General features: G+C 68.6%; 26 protein-coding genes. 8 read left to right on the forward strand and 18 right to left on the reverse strand.

From position 1 onward, the window contains the following. Positions 1-13: 13 nt before the first annotated feature. From ACGF15_RS03275 to ACGF15_RS03310, 8 genes are all read right to left on the reverse strand, one after another. Positions 14-1,771: a relaxase/mobilization nuclease domain-containing protein gene (locus tag ACGF15_RS03275; protein ID WP_392796743.1), complete on the reverse strand. Its 1,758-nt coding sequence runs from the start codon at positions 1,769-1,771 to the stop codon at positions 14-16. Then, positions 1,771-2,436 carry a plasmid mobilization protein gene (locus ACGF15_RS03280; protein ID WP_392796744.1) on the reverse strand — a complete coding sequence of 222 codons (666 nt, stop codon included), beginning with the start codon at positions 2,434-2,436 and terminating at the stop codon, positions 1,771-1,773. Before ACGF15_RS03280 ends, ACGF15_RS03275 begins: the two co-directional genes overlap by 1 nt. Beyond that, positions 2,433-2,657: a hypothetical protein gene (locus tag ACGF15_RS03285; RefSeq protein WP_392796745.1), complete on the reverse strand. Its 225-nt coding sequence runs from the start codon at positions 2,655-2,657 to the stop codon at positions 2,433-2,435. Before ACGF15_RS03285 ends, ACGF15_RS03280 begins: the two co-directional genes overlap by 4 nt. A gap of 102 nt (positions 2,658-2,759) precedes the next feature. Then, positions 2,760-3,845, reverse strand: coding sequence for a DUF2637 domain-containing protein (locus ACGF15_RS03290; protein WP_392796746.1), 1,086 nt, complete (start codon positions 3,843-3,845; stop codon positions 2,760-2,762). Beyond that, positions 3,842-4,408 carry a WhiB family transcriptional regulator gene (locus ACGF15_RS03295; protein ID WP_392796747.1) on the reverse strand — a complete coding sequence of 189 codons (567 nt, stop codon included), beginning with the start codon at positions 4,406-4,408 and terminating at the stop codon, positions 3,842-3,844. The genes ACGF15_RS03290 and ACGF15_RS03295 overlap by 4 nt, the downstream gene beginning before the upstream one ends. Before the next feature lie 114 nt (positions 4,409-4,522). Next, positions 4,523-5,227 carry an ATP-binding protein gene (locus ACGF15_RS03300; RefSeq protein WP_392796748.1) on the reverse strand — a complete coding sequence of 235 codons (705 nt, stop codon included), beginning with the start codon at positions 5,225-5,227 and terminating at the stop codon, positions 4,523-4,525. Further along, on the reverse strand, positions 5,227-6,246 hold the full coding sequence (locus ACGF15_RS03305) for a hypothetical protein (RefSeq protein WP_392796749.1): 1,020 nt from the start codon (positions 6,244-6,246) through the stop codon (positions 5,227-5,229). The genes ACGF15_RS03300 and ACGF15_RS03305 overlap by 1 nt, the downstream gene beginning before the upstream one ends. A 1-nt stretch (position 6,247) precedes the next feature. After that, positions 6,248-6,574: a transcriptional regulator gene (locus ACGF15_RS03310; RefSeq protein WP_392796750.1), complete on the reverse strand. Its 327-nt coding sequence runs from the start codon at positions 6,572-6,574 to the stop codon at positions 6,248-6,250. Positions 6,575-7,216: 642 nt separating this feature from the next. On the opposite strand from ACGF15_RS03310, the gene ACGF15_RS03315 reads away from it, so the two are divergent. Continuing rightward, a complete protein-coding gene (locus ACGF15_RS03315) occupies positions 7,217-8,089 on the forward strand; it encodes a helix-turn-helix domain-containing protein (protein WP_392796751.1) in 873 nt (290 codons plus the stop codon). Positions 8,090-8,294: 205 nt separating this feature from the next. Here the strand turns inward: ACGF15_RS03315 and ACGF15_RS03320 are convergent, their stop codons facing one another. From ACGF15_RS03320 to ACGF15_RS03335, 4 genes are all read right to left on the reverse strand, one after another. Further along, a complete protein-coding gene (locus tag ACGF15_RS03320; protein ID WP_392796752.1) occupies positions 8,295-8,624 on the reverse strand; it encodes a hypothetical protein in 330 nt (109 codons plus the stop codon). Positions 8,625-9,075: 451 nt separating this feature from the next. Next, a complete protein-coding gene (locus ACGF15_RS03325) occupies positions 9,076-9,705 on the reverse strand; it encodes an HAD-IA family hydrolase (RefSeq protein WP_392796753.1) in 630 nt (209 codons plus the stop codon). 288 nt (positions 9,706-9,993) lie between these two features. Continuing rightward, positions 9,994-11,229, reverse strand: coding sequence for an MAB_1171c family putative transporter (locus ACGF15_RS03330; RefSeq protein ID WP_392796754.1), 1,236 nt, complete (start codon positions 11,227-11,229; stop codon positions 9,994-9,996). A 150-nt stretch (positions 11,230-11,379) separates the two neighbouring features. Further along, a complete protein-coding gene (locus ACGF15_RS03335; protein ID WP_392796755.1) occupies positions 11,380-11,937 on the reverse strand; it encodes a hypothetical protein in 558 nt (185 codons plus the stop codon). 651 nt (positions 11,938-12,588) lie between these two features. On the opposite strand from ACGF15_RS03335, the gene ACGF15_RS03340 reads away from it, so the two are divergent. Together ACGF15_RS03340 and ACGF15_RS03345 are read left to right on the forward strand one after the other, a co-directional pair. Next, positions 12,589-12,954 (forward strand): transposase family protein, encoded by a 366-nt coding sequence (locus tag ACGF15_RS03340; RefSeq protein ID WP_392796889.1) that lies wholly within the window; start codon positions 12,589-12,591, stop codon positions 12,952-12,954. Beyond that, on the forward strand, positions 12,885-13,652 hold the full coding sequence (locus tag ACGF15_RS03345; RefSeq protein WP_392796756.1) for an ISAs1 family transposase: 768 nt from the start codon (positions 12,885-12,887) through the stop codon (positions 13,650-13,652). The genes ACGF15_RS03340 and ACGF15_RS03345 overlap by 70 nt, the downstream gene beginning before the upstream one ends. A gap of 109 nt (positions 13,653-13,761) precedes the next feature. Here ACGF15_RS03345 and ACGF15_RS03350 read toward each other — a convergent pair whose 3' ends face one another. The 3 genes from ACGF15_RS03350 to ACGF15_RS03360 all read right to left on the reverse strand — a co-directional run bounded on the left by ACGF15_RS03350 (position 13,762) and on the right by ACGF15_RS03360 (position 17,819). Beyond that, on the reverse strand, positions 13,762-15,345 hold the full coding sequence (locus ACGF15_RS03350; RefSeq protein ID WP_392796757.1) for a hypothetical protein: 1,584 nt from the start codon (positions 15,343-15,345) through the stop codon (positions 13,762-13,764). A gap of 624 nt (positions 15,346-15,969) precedes the next feature. Then, positions 15,970-17,190, reverse strand: coding sequence for a damage-control phosphatase ARMT1 family protein (locus ACGF15_RS03355; protein WP_392796758.1), 1,221 nt, complete (start codon positions 17,188-17,190; stop codon positions 15,970-15,972). Next, positions 17,187-17,819 (reverse strand): ATP-binding protein, encoded by a 633-nt coding sequence (locus ACGF15_RS03360; protein WP_392796760.1) that lies wholly within the window; start codon positions 17,817-17,819, stop codon positions 17,187-17,189. Before ACGF15_RS03360 ends, ACGF15_RS03355 begins: the two co-directional genes overlap by 4 nt. Before the next feature lie 328 nt (positions 17,820-18,147). On the opposite strand from ACGF15_RS03360, the gene ACGF15_RS03365 reads away from it, so the two are divergent. Further along, complete coding sequence (locus tag ACGF15_RS03365) at positions 18,148-18,771, forward strand: nucleotidyltransferase domain-containing protein (protein WP_392796761.1); 624 nt, start codon at positions 18,148-18,150, stop codon at positions 18,769-18,771. Here ACGF15_RS03365 and ACGF15_RS03370 read toward each other — a convergent pair. From ACGF15_RS03370 to ACGF15_RS03380, 3 genes are read right to left on the reverse strand one after another with little or no spacing between them, the layout of a single operon-like run. After that, positions 18,758-19,216: a PPC domain-containing DNA-binding protein gene (locus tag ACGF15_RS03370; protein ID WP_009311896.1), complete on the reverse strand. Its 459-nt coding sequence runs from the start codon at positions 19,214-19,216 to the stop codon at positions 18,758-18,760. The genes ACGF15_RS03365 and ACGF15_RS03370 overlap by 14 nt on opposite strands. Positions 19,217-19,245: 29 nt before the next feature. Further along, entirely contained in the window at positions 19,246-20,247 is a 1,002-nt protein-coding gene (locus tag ACGF15_RS03375) for an asparaginase (RefSeq protein ID WP_392796762.1), read from the reverse strand. Between the two features lie 59 nt (positions 20,248-20,306). Further along, the gene (locus ACGF15_RS03380) at positions 20,307-21,719 is read right to left on the reverse strand and encodes a helix-turn-helix domain-containing protein (protein ID WP_392796763.1); all 1,413 of its coding nucleotides are present in this window, start codon (positions 21,717-21,719) and stop codon (positions 20,307-20,309) included. A gap of 306 nt (positions 21,720-22,025) precedes the next feature. Here ACGF15_RS03380 and ACGF15_RS03385 point away from each other — a divergent pair, with 306 nt between their 5' ends. Genes ACGF15_RS03385 through ACGF15_RS03400 form a run of 4 tightly spaced genes read left to right on the forward strand, consistent with a single transcriptional unit; the run spans position 22,026 to position 24,793 of the window. Continuing rightward, positions 22,026-22,787, forward strand: coding sequence for a hypothetical protein (locus ACGF15_RS03385; RefSeq protein ID WP_392796764.1), 762 nt, complete (start codon positions 22,026-22,028; stop codon positions 22,785-22,787). Next, entirely contained in the window at positions 22,784-23,470 is a 687-nt protein-coding gene (locus ACGF15_RS03390; RefSeq protein ID WP_392796765.1) for a dTMP kinase, read from the forward strand. The genes ACGF15_RS03385 and ACGF15_RS03390 overlap by 4 nt, the downstream gene beginning before the upstream one ends. Beyond that, positions 23,463-24,332, forward strand: a complete 870-nt coding sequence (locus ACGF15_RS03395; RefSeq protein ID WP_392796766.1) for an isocitrate lyase/phosphoenolpyruvate mutase family protein — start codon at positions 23,463-23,465, stop codon at positions 24,330-24,332. The genes ACGF15_RS03390 and ACGF15_RS03395 overlap by 8 nt, the downstream gene beginning before the upstream one ends. Further along, a complete protein-coding gene (locus ACGF15_RS03400; RefSeq protein WP_392796767.1) occupies positions 24,323-24,793 on the forward strand; it encodes an NUDIX domain-containing protein in 471 nt (156 codons plus the stop codon). Before ACGF15_RS03395 ends, ACGF15_RS03400 begins: the two co-directional genes overlap by 10 nt.

Raw genomic sequence — 24,793 nt, forward strand, 5'->3', positions numbered from 1 at the left:
CCGGACGCGCTGATCAGCGGCGCGGTGGTCGGCTGCGCGGGTCGGAGACGGCAGGGCGCGGTGCCGTCGTGGGTGCGTTCCGTTCGCTGGTGCGGTTGGCCGGGGTCTTGGTCGGACGGATGCCGGCCTGCGGGCGACGGGGACCTTCGCCCGGGTGGGCGGGGAGCTGGGCAAGGCGGCGCAGGCGCCAGACCAGGACGTCGTTCACGTCCGCGGCGGTGCCGAGTTCGCGCATGTTGATGGCCTGCTGCAGGAGGGCCTCGGGGTCGTGGCCTGCCTGCTCGGCCTGGGCGAGGGTGGCGACCAGGGCGTTGGTCTTCGTCGGCGTGCCATCAGCTCGTACGCCCTGTACCGGCAGAGTCGCACGGAGGGTGGCCTCGTGTGTTCGGCGTTGGGCCTCGGGGAGGGCGCGGCCATGGTCGTGCAGAACTCGCATCGGGGTGGCGGCGGCCTGGCGGTAGGCGGTGCGCAGGTGCTCGGCGGCTTGTCGGGAAGCGTGGGCCTGCTGGGCGTGACCGCGGGCGGAGTGCCAACGGGCGGCGGCGAGGGTGACCAGGACCAGGGTGGAGAGGAGCATGGCGGTGGTGCCGCCGTCCTCGCCCCGGCCGAGCGCGCCGCCGGCCTGGACGATGCCCCGGGCGGCCGAGCGGAGGGCCCGAGTGTCGGCGTGCTCTGCTCGGACGTGGCTGCGGGTCGCCCGCTCGAAGGCTCGGGCGGCGGCAGCCAGCTCAACGCGGGTGGCGACCGGGGAGGTCTGGGCGACTGCGTCGAGGAGTTCTCCGACGCCGACGAGCTGGGCGGCGGCTTCGTCGTCGTCGCCGTCGAGCAGGACGGCGGCACGCTCGGCAACCCCGGTGGCGTTCCGTCGCTCTCGGGCGGGCGGGGACCAGTCCGCCCTGCCGTCGGCGGCAGAAGGCGTTGCCCGCTCGGTGGTTCCGTCGGCGAGCCGGAGGCGGATCTTCGGAAGGGACAGGTCGGGAGCGAGCTTGGAGCCGGGGTACCAGACCGGTTCACCGTGGCGGTTACGGTCGCCGGGCAGGGCCACGTTGTAGCCGAGCGCGTCGCCGGACGGGGCGTGGCGCACCTTCACGCGCAGGCCCGCCTCGCGGAGCCGGGTGAAGAACTCCTTCTCGTCGTCCGCTCCCGCGACGGCCTGGCGGACGGCTTCGCGGAGCGTCTCGCGGGAGGTCTCGGGGCGGCCGGTGCGTTCGGCCTTGAACTTCTCGGCGCTGGTGGGGTTCTTCGCTGCGGTGCCGTCGCCTGCGTTGAGGCGGCGCAGGCCCATCTCCTGCTCGATGCGCCGGCAGACGGCCTGGGCCTTGTTGAAGTCGTAGTTGAGGCGGGGATTGCGCAGGTCACCGCGGACCAGGGTGGCGACGATGTGGATGTGGTCTTCTGCGTGGCGGACGGCGATCCATCGGCAGCCGTCGGGATCGCCGTCCGAGGCGATGCCGGTGGCGTGGACGATGCGCTGGGCGACGGCGTTCCACTCCTCGTCGGAGAGCCGCCGGTCGCCGGGGGCGGTCCGGACCGAGCAGTGCCACACGTGCTTGGCGGGCGCGCGGTCGCCGGCCTGCTTGACCCGGAGGTCGAGGGCGGCGGTGAGGCGGGCGAGGGTGACTTGTGGGTCGGTGTCGCGGCCGGGGTCGGGGGCGAAGCCGTCCCAGGAGCCGACGAGGTGCGCGTCGGTGTGCTCCTCGCGCCTACCGGGGCCGTAGAGGTAGACGAGGAGTCCGTGGGTGCGGGAGCCGCGTCCGATGTCGGGAACCATCACAGCCGCCTGGTCACCAGGTCGTTCGCCGCGTCGTCGAGGCGGCCGAGGGACCGGGTCAGAACGCTCAGGGCGTGCTCGAGTTCGCCGGGGCGGGGCTGTCCGCCAGCGTTGTGGACGTAGGCGATCTGGTTGATGTTGTTGCCTATCCGGGCCAGGGCGGTACGCAGGGCGGCGAGTTCGTCGATGGCCGCGTCGAGTCCTTCGTTGGTGTGCAGGGCGGTCGAACCGCGGGCGGCGGCGAGGCCGGCAGCTGCGAGGAAGCGGGCGACGGTGACGCCGCGCTGCGCGGCGGCGGTGACGATCTCGGCTTTCTCGGTGTCGGAGAGGCGGGTGGTGGTCTTGCGGGTGCGTTCGCTCGGGTTGCGGCTGCGGCGGCGGGGTTTGCGGTCGGGGAAGGCGAGTGGGCGCGGGCTCGGCTGCTCGCGGTGGTGGTCGCGGTCGGCTTCTCCCCCGGTAACCGGCGCCCCCTGGTGCCGGGTGTCCGGCTGGTTCCCGAGCGCCCTCGCTCGGGAACCAGCCGGGCTTCCCCCGCCCTCCGGGGCGGGGGCAAGTGCGTACGACGGGCCGTAGGACCGTCGTACGCGATAGCTTGCTCCGCCAGGAGCCGTCGTGGGGTCACGCTGCTGTCCGGCGGTGGTCACCGCCGGGTCGTCGGTGGTCACCTGCTCGTCTCCGGGTCCTGCTGCTGGATTTCGCGGACGAGTTCCTCGATCCAGTCCATGGCCAGGACCGGGTGGTGCAGGGTCCAGGGGCGATCGTGCTGCTCTCGTTGCACGATCCAGGTGGTGTCGGGGCCGGAGTGGGCGCGGTGGAGGTGGCCGCGCTGGTGAAGGACGGTCAGCCAGGAGTCGACTTCGGCGGGAGTGGCCGGGTGGGTGCGCATCGGGTGTTCTCCGCTGTTGCTCTGGAGGGGTGCGGGGCGGATGTCAGGAGCGGGTGACCGGCTGGGGTTGACCGGCTCGGTCACCCGCTCCGTGGTGTCCGGTCAGTTCCGGGCGAAGGTGACCGGCTGTCCGTGCTGGGCGCGGAGCTGGGCCATCAGGGCGGTCAGGGTGTCGCTGGAGAGCGGGATCTGCTGACCGCGGATCGCCTGGGCGACCACCTTGCGGGTCAGCTTGTCCTCGGCCCTGACCGCTGACCGGGCGATCTTCAGCAGTTCCTCGGTGTCCGGGTCGGGCCGCCGGTCACCGGGCGTCCGGGCCTCCCGGGCGGTGACCGGCGGCGGAGTGACCGGCGGGGTGGTGACCGCCGCCGGGCTGTCCTGGTCGCCGGTGACCGGGGCGGTGTCGTCGGGGCGGTCAGTGCCCGGCCGAGCCGAGTCCGACTGTCCGGGCAGGTCAGCGGCCTCGTTCGACTGTCCTCGGTCATCGGTGACCGGGTTGCTGCTGCCCACCGGGTCCCTGTCCCCGGTCAGTGACCGGGAGGCAGGAGCCCGCTCTTCCAGGGACAGTGGCGGCCGGTCGGTGAGGGCGGTGACCGGCTGAACGGCCTTGACCTGACCGACCGCCGGCCGGTTCTGACCGACCCGGTCAGTCCGGGTGACCTCGACGGCGTCGCGCCGGTCACCCTGACCGAGGTGACCGAGGTGACCGGGGTGACCGGGGTGACCGAGGTCCTCGCGGTCACTGCCCTTGACCGGCCCCCGAGCGATGAGGATGTAGAGGTGGACCGCTCCGGCCAAGGCGAGCGGGGCGATGGTGGACAGCACCGCGACCACCATGTCACCGAGCCGGAGGCCGGTGCCGACGGCTGCGTCCTCGTTGAGCCGCACCGCGTGGAGCGCGTTGGCCCAGATGCTGGCGGCGGTGGCCGTACCGAAGAGTGTCCAGACGTAGAGCCGGGCGCGCAGCGGCGCGTCGCGGAGGACCAGGAGCGCCCGGACGCCGTAGGCGATGAACCCGTCGATCACCAGGGGGAAGAGGTAGGTGAGGAAGCCCCGGATGTGGATGGCGACGGCCATCTGCTGGAGGGCGTCGTACGACAGTGCGCATCCCGCGCCGCCGAGGGCGATGACGACCGCGCGGTCCCAGCCGGAGATGCGCGCCGTCTTCGGCACCGCCGTGGTGGTCACGCCGCCGTCCCGAAGTCGTCGCGACCCAGGCGCTCGCCGCCGGCCTCGGACGAGTCGGTGGCCGTCTCGGGCCGGTTCAGATCTCGGTTGCGCAGGGCGCGGCGGAGTTCGCGGTACCGCTTCTGGGCGTGCTCCTCGGTGATCTTGAGGAGCCAGGCCAGGCGCTGCTCGGTCACCCCGTGGCGGTAGGCGGCGCGGATGACCGCGCGGCGCTCGGCCTTGGTGAGATGGATGTCGCGACCGGCGATGGTGTCGTTGACGCGGCTGTAGTCGAGGCGGTGGGCGATCTTCTCGTGCAGTGGTCCGCGCTCCTCTTCGGTCAGTCCGCCTCGGATGCCGTCGGTGTCGCCGGCTTCCAGCGCGGCATCCAGGCAGGTGCGGCGCACCGGGCACTGGCCGCACAGCGCCTTCGCTGCGGTGATCTTGTCGGTCTCGTCGGGGTCCGGGAAGAAGATCTCGGGGTCCACCGGGTTGTACTCGGTGCTCTGGCAGACGGCCTGGTCCCGCCAGGTGTGGTCGCCGAGCGACCGGTGGCGGACAGGGCTGCACGTCGTGCTGGTCATGCGGGTGCTCCGATCGCTCTCCGCGCGCAGGAGCGTCGGCGGAGAGGTGCGCTGGGTCAGGGAAGCTCGGGGCGGGCGCAGAAGGCGCGGCCCGGCGCGGTGGCCTGGGGCGGGTCAGGCCGCGAGGCGGTGTCGTCTGCGGTCGACCTGCTCGAACTCGACCCGGGTGGTCATCTGGGCGAGCCGGGAGGCGACGCGGTCGCCGAGGTGGGCCCGGAGGTCCCTGATCGCCAGGTTGGTGGTGATCAGGGTCGGAAGCTCGTAGTTGTATCGGCGGTTGATCAGCCGGTACGTCACTTCCTCGACCCACTCGCTGGCCTTGGCCGCGCCGAGGTCGTCGATGATCAGCAGGGGGCAGCGGCTGACGGCGGCCAGCTCCCGCTCGCTGTCGGCTCCGGGCCGGGGCCGCAGCTCGGCGTACAGGTCGGCGGCGGTGGTCGCGCGCCAGCGCACGCCGACTCCGCTCTGTACCAACCGCCGGACCGCGCCGTACGCCTGGTGTGTCTTGCCCGCGCCGACGACGCCGGCCATCAGCAGGCTGGGGCCGGTGGTGACCTGTCGCCTGGCTCCCTGGTTGGGAGCGACGGCGGCCTCGGCGACGGTCCGGACCCAGGCCAGGACCTGGGGGTGGTCGGCGACGGCGGCCCGGTAGCGCGGGGGCATCCCGGCCGACAGGGCCTCCAGCGGGGAGACGGTCTCGGGCTCCCCGGCCGGTGCGGCGACGACGCCGGGGTCGATGTTGCGGGCGGCCAGGATCCGGGCAATCCGGTCCAGGGTTCCCTCGCCGAGGGTCTGCGGTTCGCGACGACCGGTGCGCATCACAGCTCCTCGGCGTAGGCGGCAGCGGCGTTGGACGGGTTGGTCCACGCCTGGTGGGCGGGCACGTTAGGCCGGATTCCCGGCCGCGCCAAACCGCCGGAGCGGGCGTTCATGGCCTCGTTGACCATGCTGGTCAGCACGCTCGGGTGCTTGGGGTTGGTCGCGAAATTCGCCAGCCCGGCCCTGATGTGCTCCGGCGCGATGCCCTCGCCCAGGAGCTTCTTGGTGATCCGGCCGAGGTGTCCGATCACGTCGCTGGGCGGGCGCTCGTCGCAGGTGGCGACGTACTCGCCGACGAGCTGGTTCGCCGAGACGCTGGCTGCGGGCGCCGTGCGCCCCGTAGGGACAAGAGATCCAGGATCCAAGATCCTAGATCCAGGCGCCGAGCCCTCTCCGAGGCTTCGCGGAAGGTTCGGGGAGTCCTCGGAGAATGCCTCCTGACCTGTGCTCCTCGTTCCGGCCTGGCTGAGAGCACCGCCCCCGTCGTCGGCGGCTTCCTGCCAGTCGTCGGAGGCCCCACCCGCGTATCCGGAGAGCGTCGAGGTGGTCTTGGCGGGCAGGTCGAGGGCTCGGGGAGCGTTCGGCGAGGTCTCGGCGAGTCCTCGGGGAGTGGTGGACGAACCCTCGGTCCGCTTGGTGCAGGAGCCCTTGCAGGGGGCGCACCGGTCGGCGGCCTGGTGCTGAGGGCAGGAGGGCAGGCGCGACTGGCTCGGCTTGTCGATCTTCTGGTGGTCGGACCAGGTCACGATGTGGAGGTACCGGCGGCCGTCGCAGCCGGTGTACCGGCAGATCAGGCCAGCGGTCGCGAGCTGGTGGAGGTCGTCTTCGACGTGGACCGAGGTGTGCTCGGCGCGGAGGGGCCAGAGGAGCCCGGCGATGATCGCGGCGTTGTCGCGGTGGCGACCATGGTCGTCGGCCTGGGTGAGCAGCCCGAAGAAGGTCCGCTCTGCCTCGACGCGCACTTCGGCGAGCGACTCGGAGACGAATGCCTCCGGCTTGATGGTTCGTATCCGCGCCATGTCAGCGGCCCCGACCGGCGGCGACCAGGTCGCTGCGGGTGAGGGTGGCGTCGGCGAGGTGGAAGGTGTGCGGTCGCGTCCAGTCCGCCTCCGAACAGGCCCGCAGGATCCAGCGGCCCGCGACCCTGGCGGTGGTGCGGCCCAGATCCATGGTCTTCCCGGCCTCGTCCTTGACGACGGCGTGCAGGTGGGGCCACGTCTGCTTCGGGTCGTCGAAGCTGACCCGGATGGTGGCCGCGCCCGCGATCATGTCCGCGAGCTGGGCGGCGAGGCGGCGCTGGCGGCCAGCGTCCGGGCAGGCCGGGGTTCCGATCGGCATGGCGAGCATGCGATACTCCGTCTTTCGTAGGAGCGCGGTGCGGCGGTTCTCGTGCAAAAGCCCCGCCGCCCGCGTGATGTGTATGGGCACCTCTCGGGGTGCCGACCCGGCGCTTGGGAGTTGGTAGCTCCCGGGCGCCGGTTTTCGTTGCCGAGCAACGTCACGGACCATGCGCCCGCGTTCGCCCCACCTCCTCCTCGGTCTGTCTCTCCTCAGGCATACGGCGTGACTCCCGCAGGCAGGGGTGCGTGTCCCGGCGCCTTACGGCCTTAATCGGTTCGTGCCTGATCTGCTCTTTGCGTCCCTCCCCGGGTCGCCACCCGGCGGGGGACGACGAACATATGTAGACACCTGCGGCAAGTCCATCCCTGGCTCGTTACAGGTCGCACAAGGCTCACGACGGCCGGTGTCGGGGAAGGTGGTCCCACGACCGGCCGGCGACTGGACCGATCCGACCACGCGTCGCGTGAGTGGTCACGACAACGCAACGTGCACAGAGGTCCCCCAGGGCTGGCACCATAGAGAGCCGGAGCCCAGCCAGCAGGTGCGATACGGAAACGTACGTCAGTTGCGGAAATGTATCAAGCCTGGGCTACAGTCGCCCCTAGAGGCCGCCACCACCGGCCCGATCGCCACCCTGCAGGAGTTCATGTGCCACGTCAGTTCGACGGCAGCCGCGTGCGCGCTGTCCGGCGGGGCAAGGACCTCCACCAGAAGGAATTGGCCGAGATGGTAGGCGTCAGCGCCCCCACGGTCGCGCGATGGGAGAGCGGACAGGACTTCCCCAAGGGTGAGAAGCTCCCCGCGATTGCGGCGGCACTCGGTCAGTCGCTTGATGTCCTTTTCCCCCACGACGGTCCGCTGGACCTGCAGCTCCTGCGCTGCGACGCCGGCCTCAGCGTGGCGCAGGCCGCCGCGGTCATCGGCGCGAGCCGCGTGCCGGTGAGCAACGCCGAATCCGGCCGGCGCCGGCTCAGTGATGCTTACGTGCAGCCGCTCGCAGAGGCGTACGGGGTGACCGAAGAGGAGTTGCTGGCCGCCCAGGACTGCTCGTTCGGGCTTCGCCCCAGGGCCTCGCGTGACGAGCATGCGTCCGCACCCCGCACGGTGGGAGAAAAGATCAACTACCTCCTGCAGCACGGGTACGTTGGTCAGGAAGCGCCCTCCGATGAGGAGATTGCGCGAATCGTCAACGAGCATGCGGGCGTGGCGGCCGTCACCGCCGACGACATCGCCGCCCTTCGCACGGGCGCCACGACGGAGGCTTCTGACGTGGTGCGTGCCGGCCTAGCTGAGGCGCTTCAGGTCGACGCGGCCCTCTTCCAGGACGATGCCGAGGTCGACCCTGCGGCCCGCGAATTCCTGGAGGCACTCCGCTTCCTCGGCTCGATTCACAGGGGGCAGATCCTCGGCCTGGCTGCCCGCGGCAACGGCGGGGGCCTGTCTGCCGAGATGATGGCCAAGATCAACGAGCTCGTCGGAGAGCTGAAGCACAAGCTGCCAGAGGTGCAGGACGGGCAGTGACGCCGTCGGCGAGTGCCAGAACCGGAGTCAGGCCGAACGACTCGACCCACGCCACCCTCAACGGGCTCGACGTACCCACGATCGCGCTCCGTGCCGACGCGGACCTCGACGCATCACCGACGGCGATCCCCGCAGCAACGGCGAACAAGCCGACGCCGGCCGTGCACCCCCGCGCGCAGGTCATCGGCTGGCGAAGGTCTGCCGATCAGAATTCGAACACTCGCCTGGCGTCAGACGGAAGATCGTCTGTCGTGCCTTCGTAGAAGCCGAGGCCGTCGCAACCGGGGCACGTCTCCAATGTGCAGACCGATTCGTCCCCACCGACGGGGATCGAAACCTTCTTCGTGCCTTCGCAGTCGCCACACTCGAACCAGATCTCTCCGTCGAGGCCGTAGTCGATCTCGCGGTACACGCACTCCATGCACACATCACCTTTGTACGACTCGGCGTAACCAGTGCCCTCGTACTCGAAGCTGAGCGACTCTCGCGTGTTCGCAGCGCTGAAATTGTCGCCGCACCTAGCACACTTCTTCACCCGCGCATCGTACTGGCCCCGTGCGCAGGTCACTGGCGATTCGGCCATCTAGATCATGAACCGTGCCCAATCATCGCCGGGGCTCCAGTGCCTGTCGTCGGCGATCCAACTCGGTCCGGTAACTACCGTCCGGACGTCCTCGCTGTAGATCTCGTCCCCCAAGGCCTCCCTGGACCGTCGCCACCGAGCCGGGCCACCTCATGAAGAAGGGGCCTGCCGGGGATGCCCCTTGTTGAGACATCCCCGCCAGGCCCTTCGCTGTTCCTGTTCTCGACACTGCAAGGCCGACTGCGGAGGCTCGCTCACCCTCCGCGTCCACTGCGCCGTGGCTGCCTGCCACGACCGTCGATGTCTCGGGCAAGTTTGCCGTGCCCAGGGGTCGGCAAGCAGCAGGGTCGACGGCTCACTTCGATATCGAGCCTGGTCGGACCGCCGTGTGGACGGCGCCCGGCTACGACGCCGTGAGGTCCACGCCGAGCAGCTCGGAGAGAGTGACCACCGTCTGCCGAGGGTCCTGGTTGTGCACCCCCGCGAGGCCGAGCTGTTCTGCTGCCTGGACGTACGCTTCGGTGTCGTCGACGAAGACGCACTCCTCGGCCGGCAGATCCATGAGCTTGAGCGTGATCTCGAAGAGCTCAGCGTCAGGCTTGCGCAGCAGGTGCTGCTCTGAGATCACCACGACGTCGTACAGTCGCTCAAGCTCGTAGCCGTCGTACAGGTCCCAAGGGGCGAGCCCAACGCTGTTGGACAGGATGCCCACCTTGATCCCGGCCCGCCTCGCCGCGGCTGCCGCATTGATCATCAGCGGCTCGGGGCGAAGGTCGCCGAAGATGCGGCCCATCAAGTTGTCAGCCGGCACGCCCAGCATCTTGCCGGCGAACTCGTTCCACTCAGTCTGGGAGACCGTTCCGCGCTCGAGGTCGCTGGTGATCCGGACACCCTCCTCGTCCTTGTACAGGGCCGCGAGGCAGGCTCCCTGCGGGAGGCCCTCGCGCTGCTCGAACGCGAGCACTGCGGGCAGCAGCGGAGTGGTGAGAACGCCTCCGAAATCGAGGATGAGGCCAGCGCGGCGGTTGGACATGCGAGAACTCCAGATTGCTGAGATTTCGGACGCCCATCCAGACCGGATAGCGTCACTGCCCGGATACACGTGGCGACGTGAGTAGAGGTGCGTCGCAGGCCGGGGTGCACTTACGAGGCGGAGCAAGACCTATCAGTCCGCATGACCCACGGTACCAGCCCGGTTCATGCGGCGGACGGTGCCAAATCTCACTCGCCGGCCCGCCATGCAAGATCGCGATGCAGCCTGGTTTCGCTCGTCGGGAAATAGGGCCTGAACCGAGAAATCGACTGCGAAGTCAGTAACAGGCTAGCGACCCGGCTCTGATTCCACCTTCATGGAATGCAGGAGAAGCTCCCGCGCTTGATCCGTGGTGATGTGCGAGTAGGCCGCACTGACTCGCGCAAGCCACGCCGCTTCACTATCGGTGTCAACGAACGGTTTCTCTCTCAGAGGGCCAGTGGCGTACGGGTTGGCTTGCGAGGTGTCAGCGGCCTGGAGTGCGGCCTTAATCCAGTACGCTTCCGCGGCCGGCTCAGGGTCGGGGTGCGATGCGGTGATGTCCTCGGCGGCGAACATCAAGTCTCGTGGAGCGTAATAGCGCAGCTTCTCGCCAGCATCAGCAATATCCTGAGTCCATCGGTCCAGGCGAACATCGATGGGGACGCGTATCTGCCTGAGTTCCGCAAGGCGCCGCCCTGGTGGATACAGGCTCGTCCCGGGAAACGCGTCCACCAGGTCAAACCAGAGCGGGTAAGTCCTGTACAGGGTGCGCCAAGTTCTCCACCGGGCCGCCACCGCGCGGGTGGTGGGAATGCTCGCACCTACGGCAACGATCAGGAAGAGCAGGTTCATCCATACCGCTGTGGCGTCTACAAGGAGCCGGATCGTGGAGGGGCTCAGAGGGAACGCGACCGCAGCCCAAAGGGTGGTGATACGCGCCAGTGTGTGGGTCAGCCCCATCCACATGGAAATCCCCATCAGACCCAGCCCAACACGCATGCTCGTGTTCTCGACCCGTCGCGCCGCCCTTGACCACTGGTAGCCGCAAACTGCGGTCGTGACGAGCGGGAAGAAGTAGAACACGGTCATGTAGACCGCGACCCCCCATTGCCCGGCGTGGTCGATGAGGAAGTTCTGGCTCGGCTTGTCGCGGTCCACCACGGTGAAAAACAGGACCGTAAGCAGAATGACGCCTATCGCTCCCGTCCCGTAGGACGCGCGGGCGATCCAGCGTGAGACCGCCACGTGCCGGGGTACGACCGCCTCCGAGCTCTTCCCGTAGCTGGTGGCGACGTAGGTCAGGGCCGCAATGATCGCCGCAGTACTGGCAAAGTGCCTGAGTAGGGCGCTCAGGTCCACTACAGGAATGCGATCCACCGCATCCATCACTGCTGGCGTGTAGAGCCAGAGAGCTACGGCGAACCCCGCGTAACCACCCCAGAGCGCCCGGCGGTGAGCATCGGCGTACCGAACTGCAGGGAATCGCCATACGGCGATGAGGGTCATCACGGCCGCAGTAAGGTATTTGATGTAGTCGAACACGGAACCAGTGCGTATCTGCGCCGGCTGCACGTTTCGCCGGCCCGGAAGGCCAGTCGGCCGCAGCCTTGATTTGCCAATAGGTGGACTGTGCGATGTGGCGGAAGCCGTAAGGCCGGGAGCTGTGCCTCAGTGGTCGCCAGTCGATCGCGGCTAGATTCGTCGCCGCGGTGGAGCGGCGACTGGGTGAGCAAGTGAATGCTCCAGGAGGCTGACCATGTCATCTCCAGTGAACGACTGACGGCGTGCCAGCCGCTTGATCAATGAAGCCGAAAGCTCGGCCTGCTTTTCCTCGGGACTGCCAAAATCTACGCGCCCTTGGATCAGGGCCGACGGGAAACGTCGAAGGACTTCCCGACGAATGCGCTCAGGGACGTATCGCTCGATCTCTGCATCCGTCAGGGAGGTACCGTGGTTCAACCACTCGTGCGCGAGCTCATGGAGAATGATGTGCTCGGTTTGATTGCGACTTGAACGGCGGCGATAGAGGATGATCGTGAACTCCGGCGCTTTGACCCGGAGACCGCATGCCGTGCCCAGACCACCGTCGGTGTCATCCAGTGGCACTAGTCGAATCTGGCGCCCCAACACGCCCTCCATATTCCGCACCAGCGCCTCGACGCTGAAAGGGGCAGGGACAGGGAGATCGGCGAGCAGAATCTGACATTCTTTCACGAGGGCGCGCCGTGAAAGGTCTCTACGCCAACGCATCGTCGCTCCATTGAAATGCCACTGAGGTGTTCACTGCCAGCCCGCGAGGCGCTAGTAGCCAGGAGCTTGTACTTGAGGTGCGCGGCGGTCGGCCGACACACACTGTCTACGCCCAATCATACAAGGAGGAAAGTGCGATCCATGCAGGACGAGCTGTTGTGAAACTCACCCAAGCGCGACCGCCTCCCAATCTGGATCCCAAGATCGAAATTGAGTGACTGCGCGTTAATTGAATTTTGAATGCTTCTGAGGTGAGGCCGGTCCGCCCTACTTGCGCGATCCAGTCCGGTCGGGCGGGGCGCGTTTAGAGCTCGTAACGCGATCACGTCTGAGCCTTCTTGACTCGTCTCCAGCCAGGGCGGCGTCGTTCAGGCGATCTGTCCGCGTTGATGCCGGTTCAGGTGATAGGTACGGCTGCGCAGTTCGGAGACCGGGCGGGAGGAAGGCAGGCACGGCTTCCGGTGATCAGGAGGTGTCGAGTCCCTGATCGCCACGACGGAAGACCGTGCCTGCCCGCTCATCGTTGCCCATCCCGCTGGCCTGGGCCAGCTCACCAGCGCCCGACCCGCCGAGCCCGGGGAACACCTGGGTCTGCTGGACTGTCTCGCGGCCGTTCCCGATCCTCGCCGGGCCAAGGGACGACGTCATCCCCTGGTCTTCGTCCTAGCGCTCGCCGCGTGCGCGGTGCTTGCCGGGGCGAAGTCTCTGGCCGCGATCGCCGAGTGGACTGCTGACGCGCCGCCCGTCGTCCTCGCCGCCCCTGGCGGCCGGGTCCGCGAGCCGACTGGGCCCACCACTCCGGCCGAGGCCACCATCCGCCGGGTCCTGCAGCGCATCGACGGCGACGCCCTCGATACCGCGATCGGCGCCTGGCTGGCCACCCGGGCCTGGTCGGCCGCCGGGCGCCCGACCAGGACACAGCCCCAGGCCAGCGCCGCTCGCTGGCCGTGGACGGCAAGACCGTGCGCGGTGCCCGACGCGCCGACCGCACGCAGGTCCATCTGCTCGCCGCGCTGACCGGCACCGGCCTGGTCACCGCCAAGCGCGAGGTGGACGGCAAGACCAACGAGATCACCGTCTTCCAGCCCCTGCTCGCCGGACTCGACGCGACCGACACTGTGGTCACCTTCGACGCCCTCCACTCCCAGACCGCCCACGCCCGCTTCCTGGTGAAGGACAAGAAGGCCCACTACATCGCGGTGATCAAGGGCAACCAGCCGCTACTGCACCAGCACCCGAAGCACCTTCCCTGGCGGGATGTGCCGTTGCTGGACAGGACTCGCGCCACCGCGCACGGCCGCGACGAGATCCGGCGCGTCAAGACCTGCACCGTCACCCGCGGCCTCGCCTTCCCGCACGCCGCGCAGGCCGTGCAGATCGTGCGCCGCCGTCGCACCATCACCACCGGCAAGGCCACCCTCGAACGGGTCTACGCAGTCACCGACCTGACGGCCGACCAGGCCGGCGCTCCCGAGATCGCGCAACGTGTCCGCGACCACTGGGACATCGAGAACAAGATCCACCACGTCCGGGACACATCCTGGGCCGAAGACGCCTCCCGCGTCCGCACCGGCACGGAGCCCCGGGCCATGGTCGGCCTGCGCAACCTCGCGCTCGGAGCCCTCCGCGTCACCGGCCATACCAACATCGCCGCCGGTCTCCGCCACCACGCCCGCGACACCAACCGTCCACTCACCACCCTCAGCATCATGTGATCAAATCGGACAGATGCCCTGAAGGACGCCGCCCTGGGGTGAAGCCCACCACCCATTTACCACAAAGCGGCGAGACTCTCGGCGCGCTTAGCGCATGGCTGTTGGCGGCTCAGGGTACGGGGAAATTGGGGTCCACCATTTGCATTTCTGCGCCTACTTTGTCGGCGATTTTCAGCCTCTCCCACACGTCCCTGCTGGTGTATCTACCGTGATCGAACCACCCGCGATATACCACTTCAATTCGAGTGTCGAGGGAAGGGAAGAGCCGAATGGCTCTATCCGCAAGGATCGCAATGTCCCAGCGTGTGCAGAAAGCCAGAATTCTGCCTACTCTTCTGAGGATGCGGTCTGTTTCGATTACAGAGCGTCGGACGATAGCGGGGTGCAACAGAACGAGGAGGCGGATCTGCACACCTTCAAGAGCAGATTCTAGGGCGACATTGGCGCCATGGCTGTGAGCGTAGACGCATTTCAGTTCACGGATTCCATTATTTGCCGTCCACGTACGAAGCCTGCTTGCTGCACGCTGGCGGGCGTCATTATTGTAGCCACCGGCCCAGGTGAACGAATTCGGCGCGTTCCAAAGATCGGGGCTGCATGAAGCTCTGATATGAGTAGACAGTTCACTGTTCGGCTGCCACCACGAATTAAACGCAGCCCAGGTCCCGTGGATGGTAATACTGCTATGGGAAGGGTCCTCTGACCCTGACTGGTGTTCAGTGTTCTGGAATTCGCTTAGGAATTCATGTTCTTCCTCGAAGCGGGCCAGTGCGTTGACCGAAATCTCGCGCACTGTGTGGGAGTCGCTCATGCAGCCACGACGGAGTAGGTCTACCAGAGCAAGGCTTTTCTCAGTAAGTCGGAGAAGCTCGGAAGCCGACGTCACGCGCACCACCTCGTGGTGCGCGGACAAGCCCAACAGGAGCAGGACAAGGGCGGCGCCCCTTGCTGCTCCATGGTTATTGAACTGACATTCCCACCAAAGTGTCTGCTGATGCGTTGCTCTTTCTTCCGGATTTAGCTCAGTGCTCGGATTCAATCCATCAACATCAAAGGGGAGTCCCAACTCTGCGATTGCCTTCCCCGCGGCATCCTCGATGCGAATTTCACCCAGTGCGTCAAGGCGGGGCAAGAGAAGCGCTTTGGCGTCGTCCTCCCATTCTTTCAGCAGAGCGTGGTGGCCGCTAAGCTGCATGCCAAGCCCGACGAGTTGAGCAGCCTGGGCCCAGCCCGCCTCTTCGGTCGACATCTGCCATGCCATGAAGCCGGGAATGCATTGCTCCTCTTCCAGGCTGTCATGTTTGAGAGCTCTCGGAGGAGAAATCAGGGAGTTCTCCGCTAGGTCAGGCGCCTCATTCGGATCCCTCCCATAGTGAGCCAAGATTTTTCTAGAGATGCTCACGTCTAGAGTCTCGGGAGTATAAGAGAATGCCGGAGATGTATGCACCTGCTCTACCCGATAGGGGATTGTGACTTCTCCCCCTGTGTGGATGCGTGCTCCCTCTAGGGGAACGGTGCGCCAAAGGGTCAGTTTCTCTCCGAGCTGCCGATGGGGCGAGATCGCCGCAATTAGCCCCTCGCCCTGCTCCTCTCCGGCGGGTGTGAAGACGCTTCCGATCTCTCCGACGTATTGACCGCCAGCGGAAACGATCTTCATTCCGATGTAATCTTCTGGGCTGATTTCCCTGGTCATTGAATCCCCTCAGTGCGGTACATACCTGCACCATGGCTGAGGACGGTGGGGGGTTCCACTCGGACTGGGCTGGATGGCCGCACAGGGTCCGCCTACCCGTTGGCAAGGGGGCAGGGCTTCGGCGTAGTCGTGTGACGTCCGGTTCGTGCCGATCTGTCAGACAGTCTGACTGGGAACGCAGCAGGCACGGCTTCCAAGATCATGGAGTTCTCGACGCACCGTGATCCGACTGGAAGACCGTGCCTGCCGACGCATCATCGCCGGTCCCGCCCGCCCCGGGCTGCTGGAACGACTCGCGGAGGTGCCGGACCCGCGTGATCAAACCGGACAGATCCCCTGAACGACGCCGCCCTGCGTCTCCAGCAAATGAGGCTGGAGACGAGGGAGATGAAGGCGTTGTGGAGTTCGGTGCGGTGTTCACAGCGGACAGCGAGGCGTTTGAACTGGTGGAGCAGGGCGAAGGTCTGCTCGACGCCGCAACGGAGCGCGCCCGGCCTCTCGATGTTCGGGGCGCCCCTGCGGAGATGACCGGAAGGATCCGGCCCTTGCGCAGTTCGCGGCGGTTGGGGTCGGAGTCCTATCCCTTGTCGCCGAGCGATACGGAGTCGGCCAGCGCTCTCAGATCTACGGGCGCACTTGGACCAGCCCGTGAGTACCGCTCGTACGCCAAGCAGCCCCGGACCGGTCGAGGGCGTCCAGCGTTCCCTGCTCCAGGCCGACGATGACGTCCGACTTCAGCGTCCGGAGCGCTGCGACGGATCCTGGGAAGTAGGCGGTGAGCTCGGCGAACGGCACGGTCGGGTTCCACAGCCGGTCGCCCACCAGGCGACGGTAGTTGAGATCACCCTTCAGGATCGTGAGTTGGGCATCCCCGAACTCCTTCCGCAGGTCGTCGGGCATCTGCTCGTACGGCAGCGGAGCGCAGAAGTACGGGTGGGTGCGGACCTCCAGGCTCCCCGCGGCCATGGCCTTCCAGAGTCGGCCGCCGATTCGGCCGGCTTCGCCGGGCGCCTCGGTGAGGCGGCGGAGGCAGTCGACCACGTCTGAGGTCATCGCGTCGGAGACGTAGTACGGGTAGTGCTTGACGTGAAGCACTACCTGCTCGGCGTGCCCGTGTTCGAGGAGGTGGTCGATGAGGACGAGGTCGGGAATCAGCTCACGTCCCGCGTTGTCGGCGACCACGGCGACGGTGGCCGAGGTGCCGGCGGGCAGGAGCTGCCACAACGTGGCGCTGTCGTCGGCGACCAGCCCCGAGACTACGGCGTCATCCACTGCCGGCTCTCCCGCCGAGACCCGGAAGCCGAGGTCTGCGCGGTTGCCCCAGAGCGAGGCGTGCAGCAGAGCCGTAGCCCGCTCCTCTGCCGGAGCAATCGCGAGCGTGTCGAGGGCCCGCAGTTCCTCGTCCACCGCGTCGCCGCAGAGTTCGGCCTGTTTGAACGGCGCGAAGGGATCGACTCCCTGCCAAGGGCCGGCACCGAAGTACCCGACCGCGCCGAGGAGCCTGCGATAGAAGTAGCTCTCCGCCCACAGAAACGGGGCGTCGTACCACGAGCGCCCGAAGTGCTCATGCCCCCAGGCCGCCCAGCAGACGTGGTCATGGTCCGCGGGGGCGAGCGGTTGGACGACACCGTTGGCGATCTCGTCCAGCAGGGCGTCGAGCGCTTCGTGCTGCCGGAGGCCGTACGGGAAGGCGTCACGTACCTGCTGGATGATGGCAGGGTGGCGCTTGGCCAGCACACTCCAGGCGAACGAGCCGGGCTCGTTGCTCAGGATGACTGGAGCACCAACTGGGCCGGCCTCACGAACAGCCTCTTCGCCCGAGGCGCGCGGGGTCTTCTCTGTCATGGTGTCCACGCCCTTCGCATGTCGCTCACGTGGCCATGATCCCCGTGGGCATGCTCGCTGTCAGTCCAGCCCGCCGGTGGGGGATCCTCCTTCGGCGACATGGTGAACCCGCGTGCCGTCGACGTACTGGAACGGGATGCCCGAGTGCCGTCAGCGTCACTCCCGTCGGACGGGTCCGGCAACGCCGGGGCCAGTACGATCCAGGCGGCCTTGGCGCCACGTTCCGTGAGGTGGAACCCCCACTGCCCCTGGGCCAGCTCGTTCACGATGCGCAGGCCCCGTCCACGCTCGACGAGCAACCCGCTCGCCTCCTCGACCGGTTCGGCGTCCGACGACGACGTGTCACCGCGGTAGAGCCCCGCGGGGAGCAGAGGGTCCCTGTCATGGATCTCGCAGATGTACCTCCCGGCGGCCGAGCGGACGTGCACCTCGTACGGGCCGCATGCGTGCTCGTGCGCGTTCGCCACGAGCTCCGAGACGGCCAGGACGCCGTCACTGACGACGTCCCCGGACAGCCCCAGGTCCTTGAGGACACGTCGCAGGACCGCGCGGGCTTCGCCCGTCGGGTTGGGAGTGCGGTCGGTCCAGCGGTACACGAGGCCGAGAGCGGCGGATGGCGCGCTGATCATCGGGCGACGGACCTCCTGTGGGTGACAGCGATGGCCTTCTCCCGGGGCTGCGACGCGGTCGCGGAAGTGCGGCCGGTGCACCGCTGAGAGGCATACGGCCGCAGGAAGCACCTGGCTTCGGGCACGCACCCCCGGAAGGATCGTGGCTCAAGCCCCGGCCACGAGGCCGGTCGCGAGTCACGCACTCAACGATGGATGCCGGTGTCCCTGATGCTCATGGGCGTTTATGAGCGCAGGGGGTGCGAGCGGGCGGCAGGGCGCTCAGCGAGACCGCCGACCCGCCGCCGGCCTTCACCTCCGCCCCTCTGATCACTGGGAGTATGAGCAGGTGAGTGCTGACGTGTTGGGACGCTGGGTGCCGGATCGTCCCGAGGATGTGGCCACGGCCTTCGCCAAGGCGGACTTCCCGTGGTGGATCGCCGGTGGTTATGCGATCGAACTCGCGGTCGGCCGCGAGCTGCGCGCACACGGCGATCTCGACGTCCTCGTCCTCCGGCGCGACCAGGCCCTCGTACGTGAACTGCTGGCCGACTGGGACCTGTACGTGGCGGACCCGCCCGGCCAGGGGGAGCTTCGACCGTGGCGTCCTGGAGAGGCCCTTCAGCCGCCGCTGCACGACATCTGGTGCCGCCGCACTCCAGAGGCGCCCTGGTCCGTGCAGCTCATGCTGGACGAGGCCGAGGGCACCCAGTGGGTCTCGCGGCGCACCCCGGAGATCCGGCTCCCGATCAACCGACTCGGGCGGACGAGCGAGACGGGCATCCCGTATCTCGCGCCGGAGGTGCAGCTCTTCTACAAGGCCAAGGCGACCCGGGACAAGGACGAGACCGACTTCGAAGCTGCGCTGCCGCTGCTCGACGCTCCGGCACGCGCCTGGCTGGCGGACGCGATCAAGGTGATCGCGCCCGGCCACCCCTGGATTCGCCGGCTCCTGCCGGTCAGCCGAACGTGAGCAGCGGGACGTCGTACAGGTCGGGGTTCCGGGGCCGGGTCATCGTGGGCGACGTGACCTCCACGATCAGCAGCTCGCTGAGGAACTGGACCTTGGCGCTGAGGAGGTGGCTCGTCCTGCCGTCGGCCGACTGGGCCTTCAGGCCGGCGGAGACGTGGATGTGCGGGAGTATCCCGCCGGTGGCGGGGTCATGGGCGAGGGTGCCGGCGCCAAACGCCTCGACGTTGGTGACGTACGTCTTCGCCCATACCGGTGCGTCCGGGTCCGCGAGCTTCTCGCAGGCACCCACGATCTCGGCTTCCGCGAAGGCTCCGATGAACGAGGGGATGTAGCCCTGCCGCACGCCGTTGTCACGGCAGAAGGTGGACAGCGCCTCGAAAAAGTCCTCTCCGTGGTCGAAGGTGACGCCGAAGGTACGGCCTACGGTCAGCTCGTGAGCACGCATGTGCGGGTGTCTCTCCTGAAGTCGTGAGGTCAGCGGGCGAAGCCGGCGGTGAAGATCTCGCGGACCGCCGCCCCGTCTGCGCCCTGGGCGAGCAATGCCTGCAGCAGAAGCCGCGCCTGGTACGGGCCGAGGTCTCCCGCACCGATGAGTCCTCGTCCGAGGAGGTCCTTCTCGGAACCGGGGAAGCCGTACGTGTCCGAGAGGACGGGGCCGTTGCCGATGCGGGAGGCGAGGACCACGGGGATGCGGGACGCGAGCTTGGTGAGCCCTTCGACGAGACGCTCCGGGACGTGGCCGACGCCGAAGGCCGCGACCACGAGCCCGTCGCAGTTGCCGTCCCACAGGTCGAGCAGGGCGCCGTCGTCGCCGAGGGTGACGGTGTAGAGCCCGACGCGCGTCTCACGGTCGGGGGCGCCGACCAGCGGTCCGCGGTGCGGCAGGCCGCCCACCATCCGCACCCGGTTCTCCGCGATCCGCGCGATCGGGCCGCACGCCGGTGAGGTGAAGGCAGCGGGACTGGTGGTGTGTGACTTGCGGACGGTCCGTGCCGAGTGGACCTCGTCGCCGAGTACGACGAGGCAGCCGGCGCCGCTGAGTCCGGGGTCGGCCGCGGCCAGGACGGCGGCGTGGAGGTTGGCCGGACCGTCGGCGCCGGGCAGGGTCGGGTTCCGCATAGCGCCGGTGACGACTACCGGCTGCTCGTGGCCGTGGTAAAGGTCGAGGAGGAAGGCTGTCTCCTCGATGGTGTCGGTGCCCTGGGTGATGACGACGCCGTCGACGTCTCCGGTCTCCAGCTCCGCCGCGATCGCGGCCGACAGTGCGGTGAGATCCTCGAAGGTCAGGGAGGCGCCGGGCAGACGTCGGAAGTCACGCACCTTGAGGCCGATGCCGCTCGTGGCCAGGGCGGGTACCGCGGCGAGGAGTTCGTGGGCCGAGAGCGCGGGTACGACGCCTCCGGTGGTGGGATCGGTGGTCATGGCGATCGTGCCGCCGAGGGAGAGGACCGCCACGTTCCTGACCGACTCCGTCATATCCCCTGCTCCCCTGTCCGGACGCCGCCGAGCGCGGCCTCGCGAGTGGTTCAGGCAGGCTATCGGGTCGGCGCCGTCCGGGTACGCGGAATGATCACCAGCTGTTCGGCCACGAACCGGCAGGCGGCCTCCAGCCCTTCGAGGCCGAGCAACCGGCTGCGCGGCCGGGCGAGCCGCTCCGTGCCGACGGCCGACAACTGTGTGCATCGACGACCGAGCCATGAGGCATCGAGGCCGAGGTACTCCGCCGTTGCGGCGAGGCGCTGTCCGGCCAGCTCGGCCGCCGTGGCCGAGTGGTGGCTGACGTGGCCCGTCACGTCGGCGAACGTCCGCAGGGCTCCCGCCCGTGAGGTGACCGCGAGGTGGGACACCCCCTCGGTGCGTACCCATGAGGCGATGACGGCGCGGCGGCCGTGGGAGAGCGCGAAGCCGTCGGTGTGGGCGAAGCCTCCGTCGTCGGTGACCCAGGTGCGGATGCCGAAGGACTCCATGAGGGCGATGGCGAGGAAGAGCAGAACACGCTCGTACGCCGGCGAGGAGGTGACCGCCGTCTCTGGGACGCAGAACCCCCGGCCGCTGGTACCGACCGCACTCTGGGGTGCCATTCGTTCGAGGTACCGGTACTTGTGCCGGAAGAACAGCCACGTGGCGGCCTCCTCACCGCGCTGTTCCCTGGTCCAGAAGACGGGCGCGTCGCCCAGGTGGTCACGGTTCCCCAGGATGTACCGGGCTGCGGTCTCCGAGCCGATCAGCATCCGGGAGACTTCGGTCAGGCCGTGGTCGGTGGCGAGCGGCGAGCCCGGGGAAGCGGTGAGCGACGCCAGCGAGGTGTGCAGGGTCTGGTCGTCGCCGAGCAGTGCCGCCTCGAATCCCGACACGGCCCACAGGATGCCGTAGGTCAGGTCGTCCAGTTCGTACGCGGCGGGGATGTCGACCGGGTCGGAGGCGGTGCCGCCTACGCCGCTCGGTCGGGCGTCGGTGACGAACTGCCGTACCGCCCCGCCCACTGTGCGGTTCGCGACGACGAGCGCGCGCATCGGCATGGTGCGCCAGGCGTCCAGCTCCGGGCGGGAGTCGAGTCGCAGGCTGTCCCCGAGGAACGAGGCCGCGGGAAGGGTCAGCACAGGAAGCGCCGTCGTCGAGACGGACCTGCCGGCGGGTAACAGAAGCTGGCCCGGCCCTTCGGGAAGGGCCGCATATCCACGGGCTCCGGTGTCCGCCGTCCCCGGGTGGCCCGTGGAGTCCGGCATGTGCGGATCGGCCGTGGGGAGGAGCCCGAGCAGCTCCTCCGGAACTCCCAGCGCATCGGTCCACTGGACGAACTGCCGCCGGTCACGGATCTGTTTGAGCCCACGTTCCAGTCTGCTGACCTCGGCCTGGTCGATGCTGACCATCCGCGCCACGCCCGCCTGGGAGAGGCCCGTGTGCTTCCTGAACAGCTTGACGACGGTGCCGAGTTCCCACGCGGCCACGGCTCGCCGGACCGTCGGGTCACGCCAGAAGGCCGGGTCGGCCCGTCGGGCGGCGGGCCCGTCCTGACACGAGGCGCATCTCGTACCGGCGTTGAAGCGACTGAGAAGTGCACCGCAGCGCGTACACCGCCGCTGTCCGCTGTCGACCATGGTCGGCATTCTCCCTCGCTCTGCGACCACCCGGACACGTTCCGCTGGCGGCGCTCATAAACACTCATGAGCGTGGGCCTTCGTGGCGGCCATCGTGGTGGAGCACCACCGACCGGAGCCGCGTGCCGCGACTCCCCGGACGTGAGGATCCGACCTGTGACCTCCTTGACCCTGCCGCCCCGGCCCCCCGGTTCGCCGCCGCTGGCCCATGCCTGGCAGACGCTGGCGGACGGGCTGCTGACCCAGCGGCTCCATCTCCATCTCGACGAATGGCGGGCTGCCGTCACCGGGGGGAAGACTCTGCCGGACGTGCCGGGCGCCGATGTCTCCGTGCCGGCTCAGCGCCCGTCTCCGCTACCGGCAGGCGACGAGTCCGCGATGGCGTTGCTGGAGGATGCCGGCCTCGGCTTCTGGTGGGAGCTGCCCCAGCGACACGGAGCGGAGTCGCGCAACCAGCGCGGGGAGCTTCACCGCGCCGCCGACACCGCTGCCCAGAGCATCCTCGCTGAGCAGTCCGGGGCGGCCTGGTCCGACGCCGTGACCGCCGTCAGCGCCGCCGCCGCGTGGTGGGTGGGCTTCTTCACGGTCATCCGCCACCGCGGGGTGCACCACATCACGCTGGAGCCGCACCCGAGCCCACTCCATGAGCAGGCCCTGGGCACCGCGGTGGGCGTTGTGGCCCACGGCATGGCCACGCGGGTGCTGGAAGCGGCGCTGCGTGACTCCGACGACGACCCGGCCCTCCGCGCCGCGTACTGCCGGGCCATCGAGGCCGGCATCTGCGCCGAGCCCGAGCTGCCCCGCCTCATCGATGAGTTGGCGGAGCTCCGGCTGGTGGACCTGGTGTCCACCACGGCCCGCTGGCGGGGTCGCTTCACCAAGTACGCCGGCGGCACGGGGGCGGGGCAGGTCGAATGAACCACCGCTATCCGTTCATCGTCATCGAGGGGCTCGACGGCACCGGCAAGACGACGCTGCGCAAGGGCCTGTTCCGGCTCTGGGAGGGGCTCTACGGAGTCACCCCGCTGTGCATGCTCACCACCAACTTCCTCGCCGCCGACCAGGCCGCCGCCATCGTCACCGGCAAATATCAGCCGAACGCCGGGAACTGTGGCGCCTACCTGTCCGCGATCGCGGCGGACAAGCGGGCCACGCTGGATCGTCTCGTGCTCCCCCAGCGGCCAGCCCGGCCCGTGATCGCGGATCGCTGGCTTCTCAGCGAGCTGGCCTTCTTCGCCGTGAAGCACGGTATGAGGGCGTCGGAGACGTACGAGACTCTGGCCGCGCAGCTCACCGTGGCCCCGGATCTCACGCTCGTCCTGGACCTGGAGACCGACGCCTCGATGAGCCGGGCGCAGGCCCGCCAGGGAGACGCCGTCCGAGCCGACTGGGACGTGCACGACGTCCAGAACCGGGTTCGCGAGACCTACGAGGCCGTGGTCTCGAAGCCCGACGAGTTCCCGCTCCTCGGCGACGTGGTCCGCCTGGACGCCCGCCGACCCCGGTCCGAGGTGCTGCTCGCCGCCTGGGACGTACTGCGTGAACGGCAGCTGGTGCCGCCGGTCGCCGCCCGCACGGAAGGAGGAGAGACCCATGGCTGACGGCACGAAGGCGATGCATCTGCGCAGGGCCCTCGCCGACAGCGAGCGAAAGCACCCGCTCCTGGCGATCGGTGCGGTGAACGCACTCGCCGCACACGTCGCAGCGGAGGCGGGCTTCGACGCCCTGTGGGTAAGCGGCCTGGAGGTGTCCGCGGCTTCCGGGCTGCCGGACGCCAACGTCCTGGGCCCCCGGGACCTGTCCGACGTGGTCGCCTCGCTCGGCCGTGTCACCGAACTGCCCGTCGTCGTGGACATCGACAACGCGGGCGGCTCGGGGCGCACGGCGGAGCGGTTCGCGTACGACCTGATGCGCGCCGGAGCCGCGGCGGTGTGTGTCGAGGACAGCGCGTACCCGAAGTGCAACAGCTTCGCGGCCCACCGGGCCCAGAACCTCGCCGACCGGGACCTGCTGTGCGAGCAGGTGGGGCGCATACGGAAGATCGCCGGTGACGGCCTCGCGGTCGTGGCCCGCACCGAGGCCCTGATCGCCGGTGAGGACATCGCCACAGCGATCGCCCGTGCCGAGGCTTACGCCGAGGCCGGAGCGGATGCGGTACTCATCCACTCCAAGGACGCGACCGGTGAGCAGGCGCGGGCCATCGGGCGAGCGTGGAGTTACGGCGTGCCGCTGGTCAGCGTGCCCACGGCGTTCCCCGACCTGAGCGCCGCCGAGCTCGGCGAGGCCGGCTTCCGCCTCTGCATCTACGCGAACCAGCTCAGCCGTGCCGCCCTCGCGGGTATGCGCACCGCCGCCCGTCAGTTCCGGCGCGGAGGGAGTTTCCGCTCCACCGTCGCGGGGTCCCTCGCGGAGGTCGGCGACCTGATGCGCGTCGGCGAACCGGAGGCACTGTCGTGCCTCTGACGCCCGAGCTGCCTCGGATCAGTGTGTCCGTGAAGGCGGCGATCGTGCGCGACGACACCGTCCTCCTGCTGTCGTACGACGACGAGGCCGGGTTCCACTACAACCTCCCCGGCGGCAAGGCCCAGGTCGGCGAGGACCTGCGCCAGGCCGTGAACCGCAAGGTCGCACAGGAGACCGGCCTCCAGGTCGTGGCCCGGCGTCTGCTGTGCGTCGTCGAGTATGTCCCCGAGTCGTGGCAGGGCGAGTTCGGGGACGTGCAGAAGGTTCAGTTCAACTTCCTCGCCGAGCAGGTGGACGACGCCGAGCTGCGCATGCCGGAAACGCCGGACCCCATCCAGGTGGGCTTCGAGTGGGTTCCGCTGGAACGTCTTGGCGACGTGTACCTGTTACCCCGGATCAACCGTCCGCTGTTGGCGGCATTGAGCGGAGAGCTCGTCGACCCGTTCGTGGACAGGTGGTGA

Origin of the sequence: Streptomyces sp. NPDC048001 (assembly GCF_043203115.1) — a bacterium.
In the GTDB taxonomy this organism is placed as follows: domain Bacteria; phylum Actinomycetota; class Actinomycetes; order Streptomycetales; family Streptomycetaceae; genus Streptomyces; species Streptomyces sanyensis.

What these genes read in the sequence shown, in the direction of transcription:
- ACGF15_RS03275 (WP_392796743.1), bottom strand. Translation starts at nt 1,771, where the DNA reads ATGGTTCCCGACATCGGACGCGGCTCCCGCACCCACGGACTCCTCGTC.
- ACGF15_RS03285 (WP_392796745.1), bottom strand. Translation starts at nt 2,657, where the DNA reads ATGCGCACCCACCCGGCCACTCCCGCCGAAGTCGACTCCTGGCTGACC.
- ACGF15_RS03295 (WP_392796747.1), bottom strand. Translation starts at nt 4,408, where the DNA reads ATGACCAGCACGACGTGCAGCCCTGTCCGCCACCGGTCGCTCGGCGAC.
- ACGF15_RS03300 (WP_392796748.1), bottom strand. Translation starts at nt 5,227, where the DNA reads ATGCGCACCGGTCGTCGCGAACCGCAGACCCTCGGCGAGGGAACCCTG.
- ACGF15_RS03305 (WP_392796749.1), bottom strand. Translation starts at nt 6,246, where the DNA reads ATGGCGCGGATACGAACCATCAAGCCGGAGGCATTCGTCTCCGAGTCG.
- ACGF15_RS03310 (WP_392796750.1), bottom strand. Translation starts at nt 6,574, where the DNA reads ATGCTCGCCATGCCGATCGGAACCCCGGCCTGCCCGGACGCTGGCCGC.
- ACGF15_RS03325 (WP_392796753.1), bottom strand. Translation starts at nt 9,705, where the DNA reads ATGTCCAACCGCCGCGCTGGCCTCATCCTCGATTTCGGAGGCGTTCTC.
- ACGF15_RS03335 (WP_392796755.1), bottom strand. Translation starts at nt 11,937, where the DNA reads ATGCGTTGGCGTAGAGACCTTTCACGGCGCGCCCTCGTGAAAGAATGT.
- ACGF15_RS03350 (WP_392796757.1), bottom strand. Translation starts at nt 15,345, where the DNA reads ATGACCAGGGAAATCAGCCCAGAAGATTACATCGGAATGAAGATCGTT.
- ACGF15_RS03355 (WP_392796758.1), bottom strand. Translation starts at nt 17,190, where the DNA reads ATGACAGAGAAGACCCCGCGCGCCTCGGGCGAAGAGGCTGTTCGTGAG.
- ACGF15_RS03360 (WP_392796760.1), bottom strand. Translation starts at nt 17,819, where the DNA reads ATGATCAGCGCGCCATCCGCCGCTCTCGGCCTCGTGTACCGCTGGACC.
- ACGF15_RS03370 (WP_009311896.1), bottom strand. Translation starts at nt 19,216, where the DNA reads ATGCGTGCTCACGAGCTGACCGTAGGCCGTACCTTCGGCGTCACCTTC.
- ACGF15_RS03375 (WP_392796762.1), bottom strand. Translation starts at nt 20,247, where the DNA reads ATGACGGAGTCGGTCAGGAACGTGGCGGTCCTCTCCCTCGGCGGCACG.
- ACGF15_RS03390 (WP_392796765.1), top strand. Translation starts at nt 22,784, where the DNA reads ATGAACCACCGCTATCCGTTCATCGTCATCGAGGGGCTCGACGGCACC.
- ACGF15_RS03395 (WP_392796766.1), top strand. Translation starts at nt 23,463, where the DNA reads ATGGCTGACGGCACGAAGGCGATGCATCTGCGCAGGGCCCTCGCCGAC.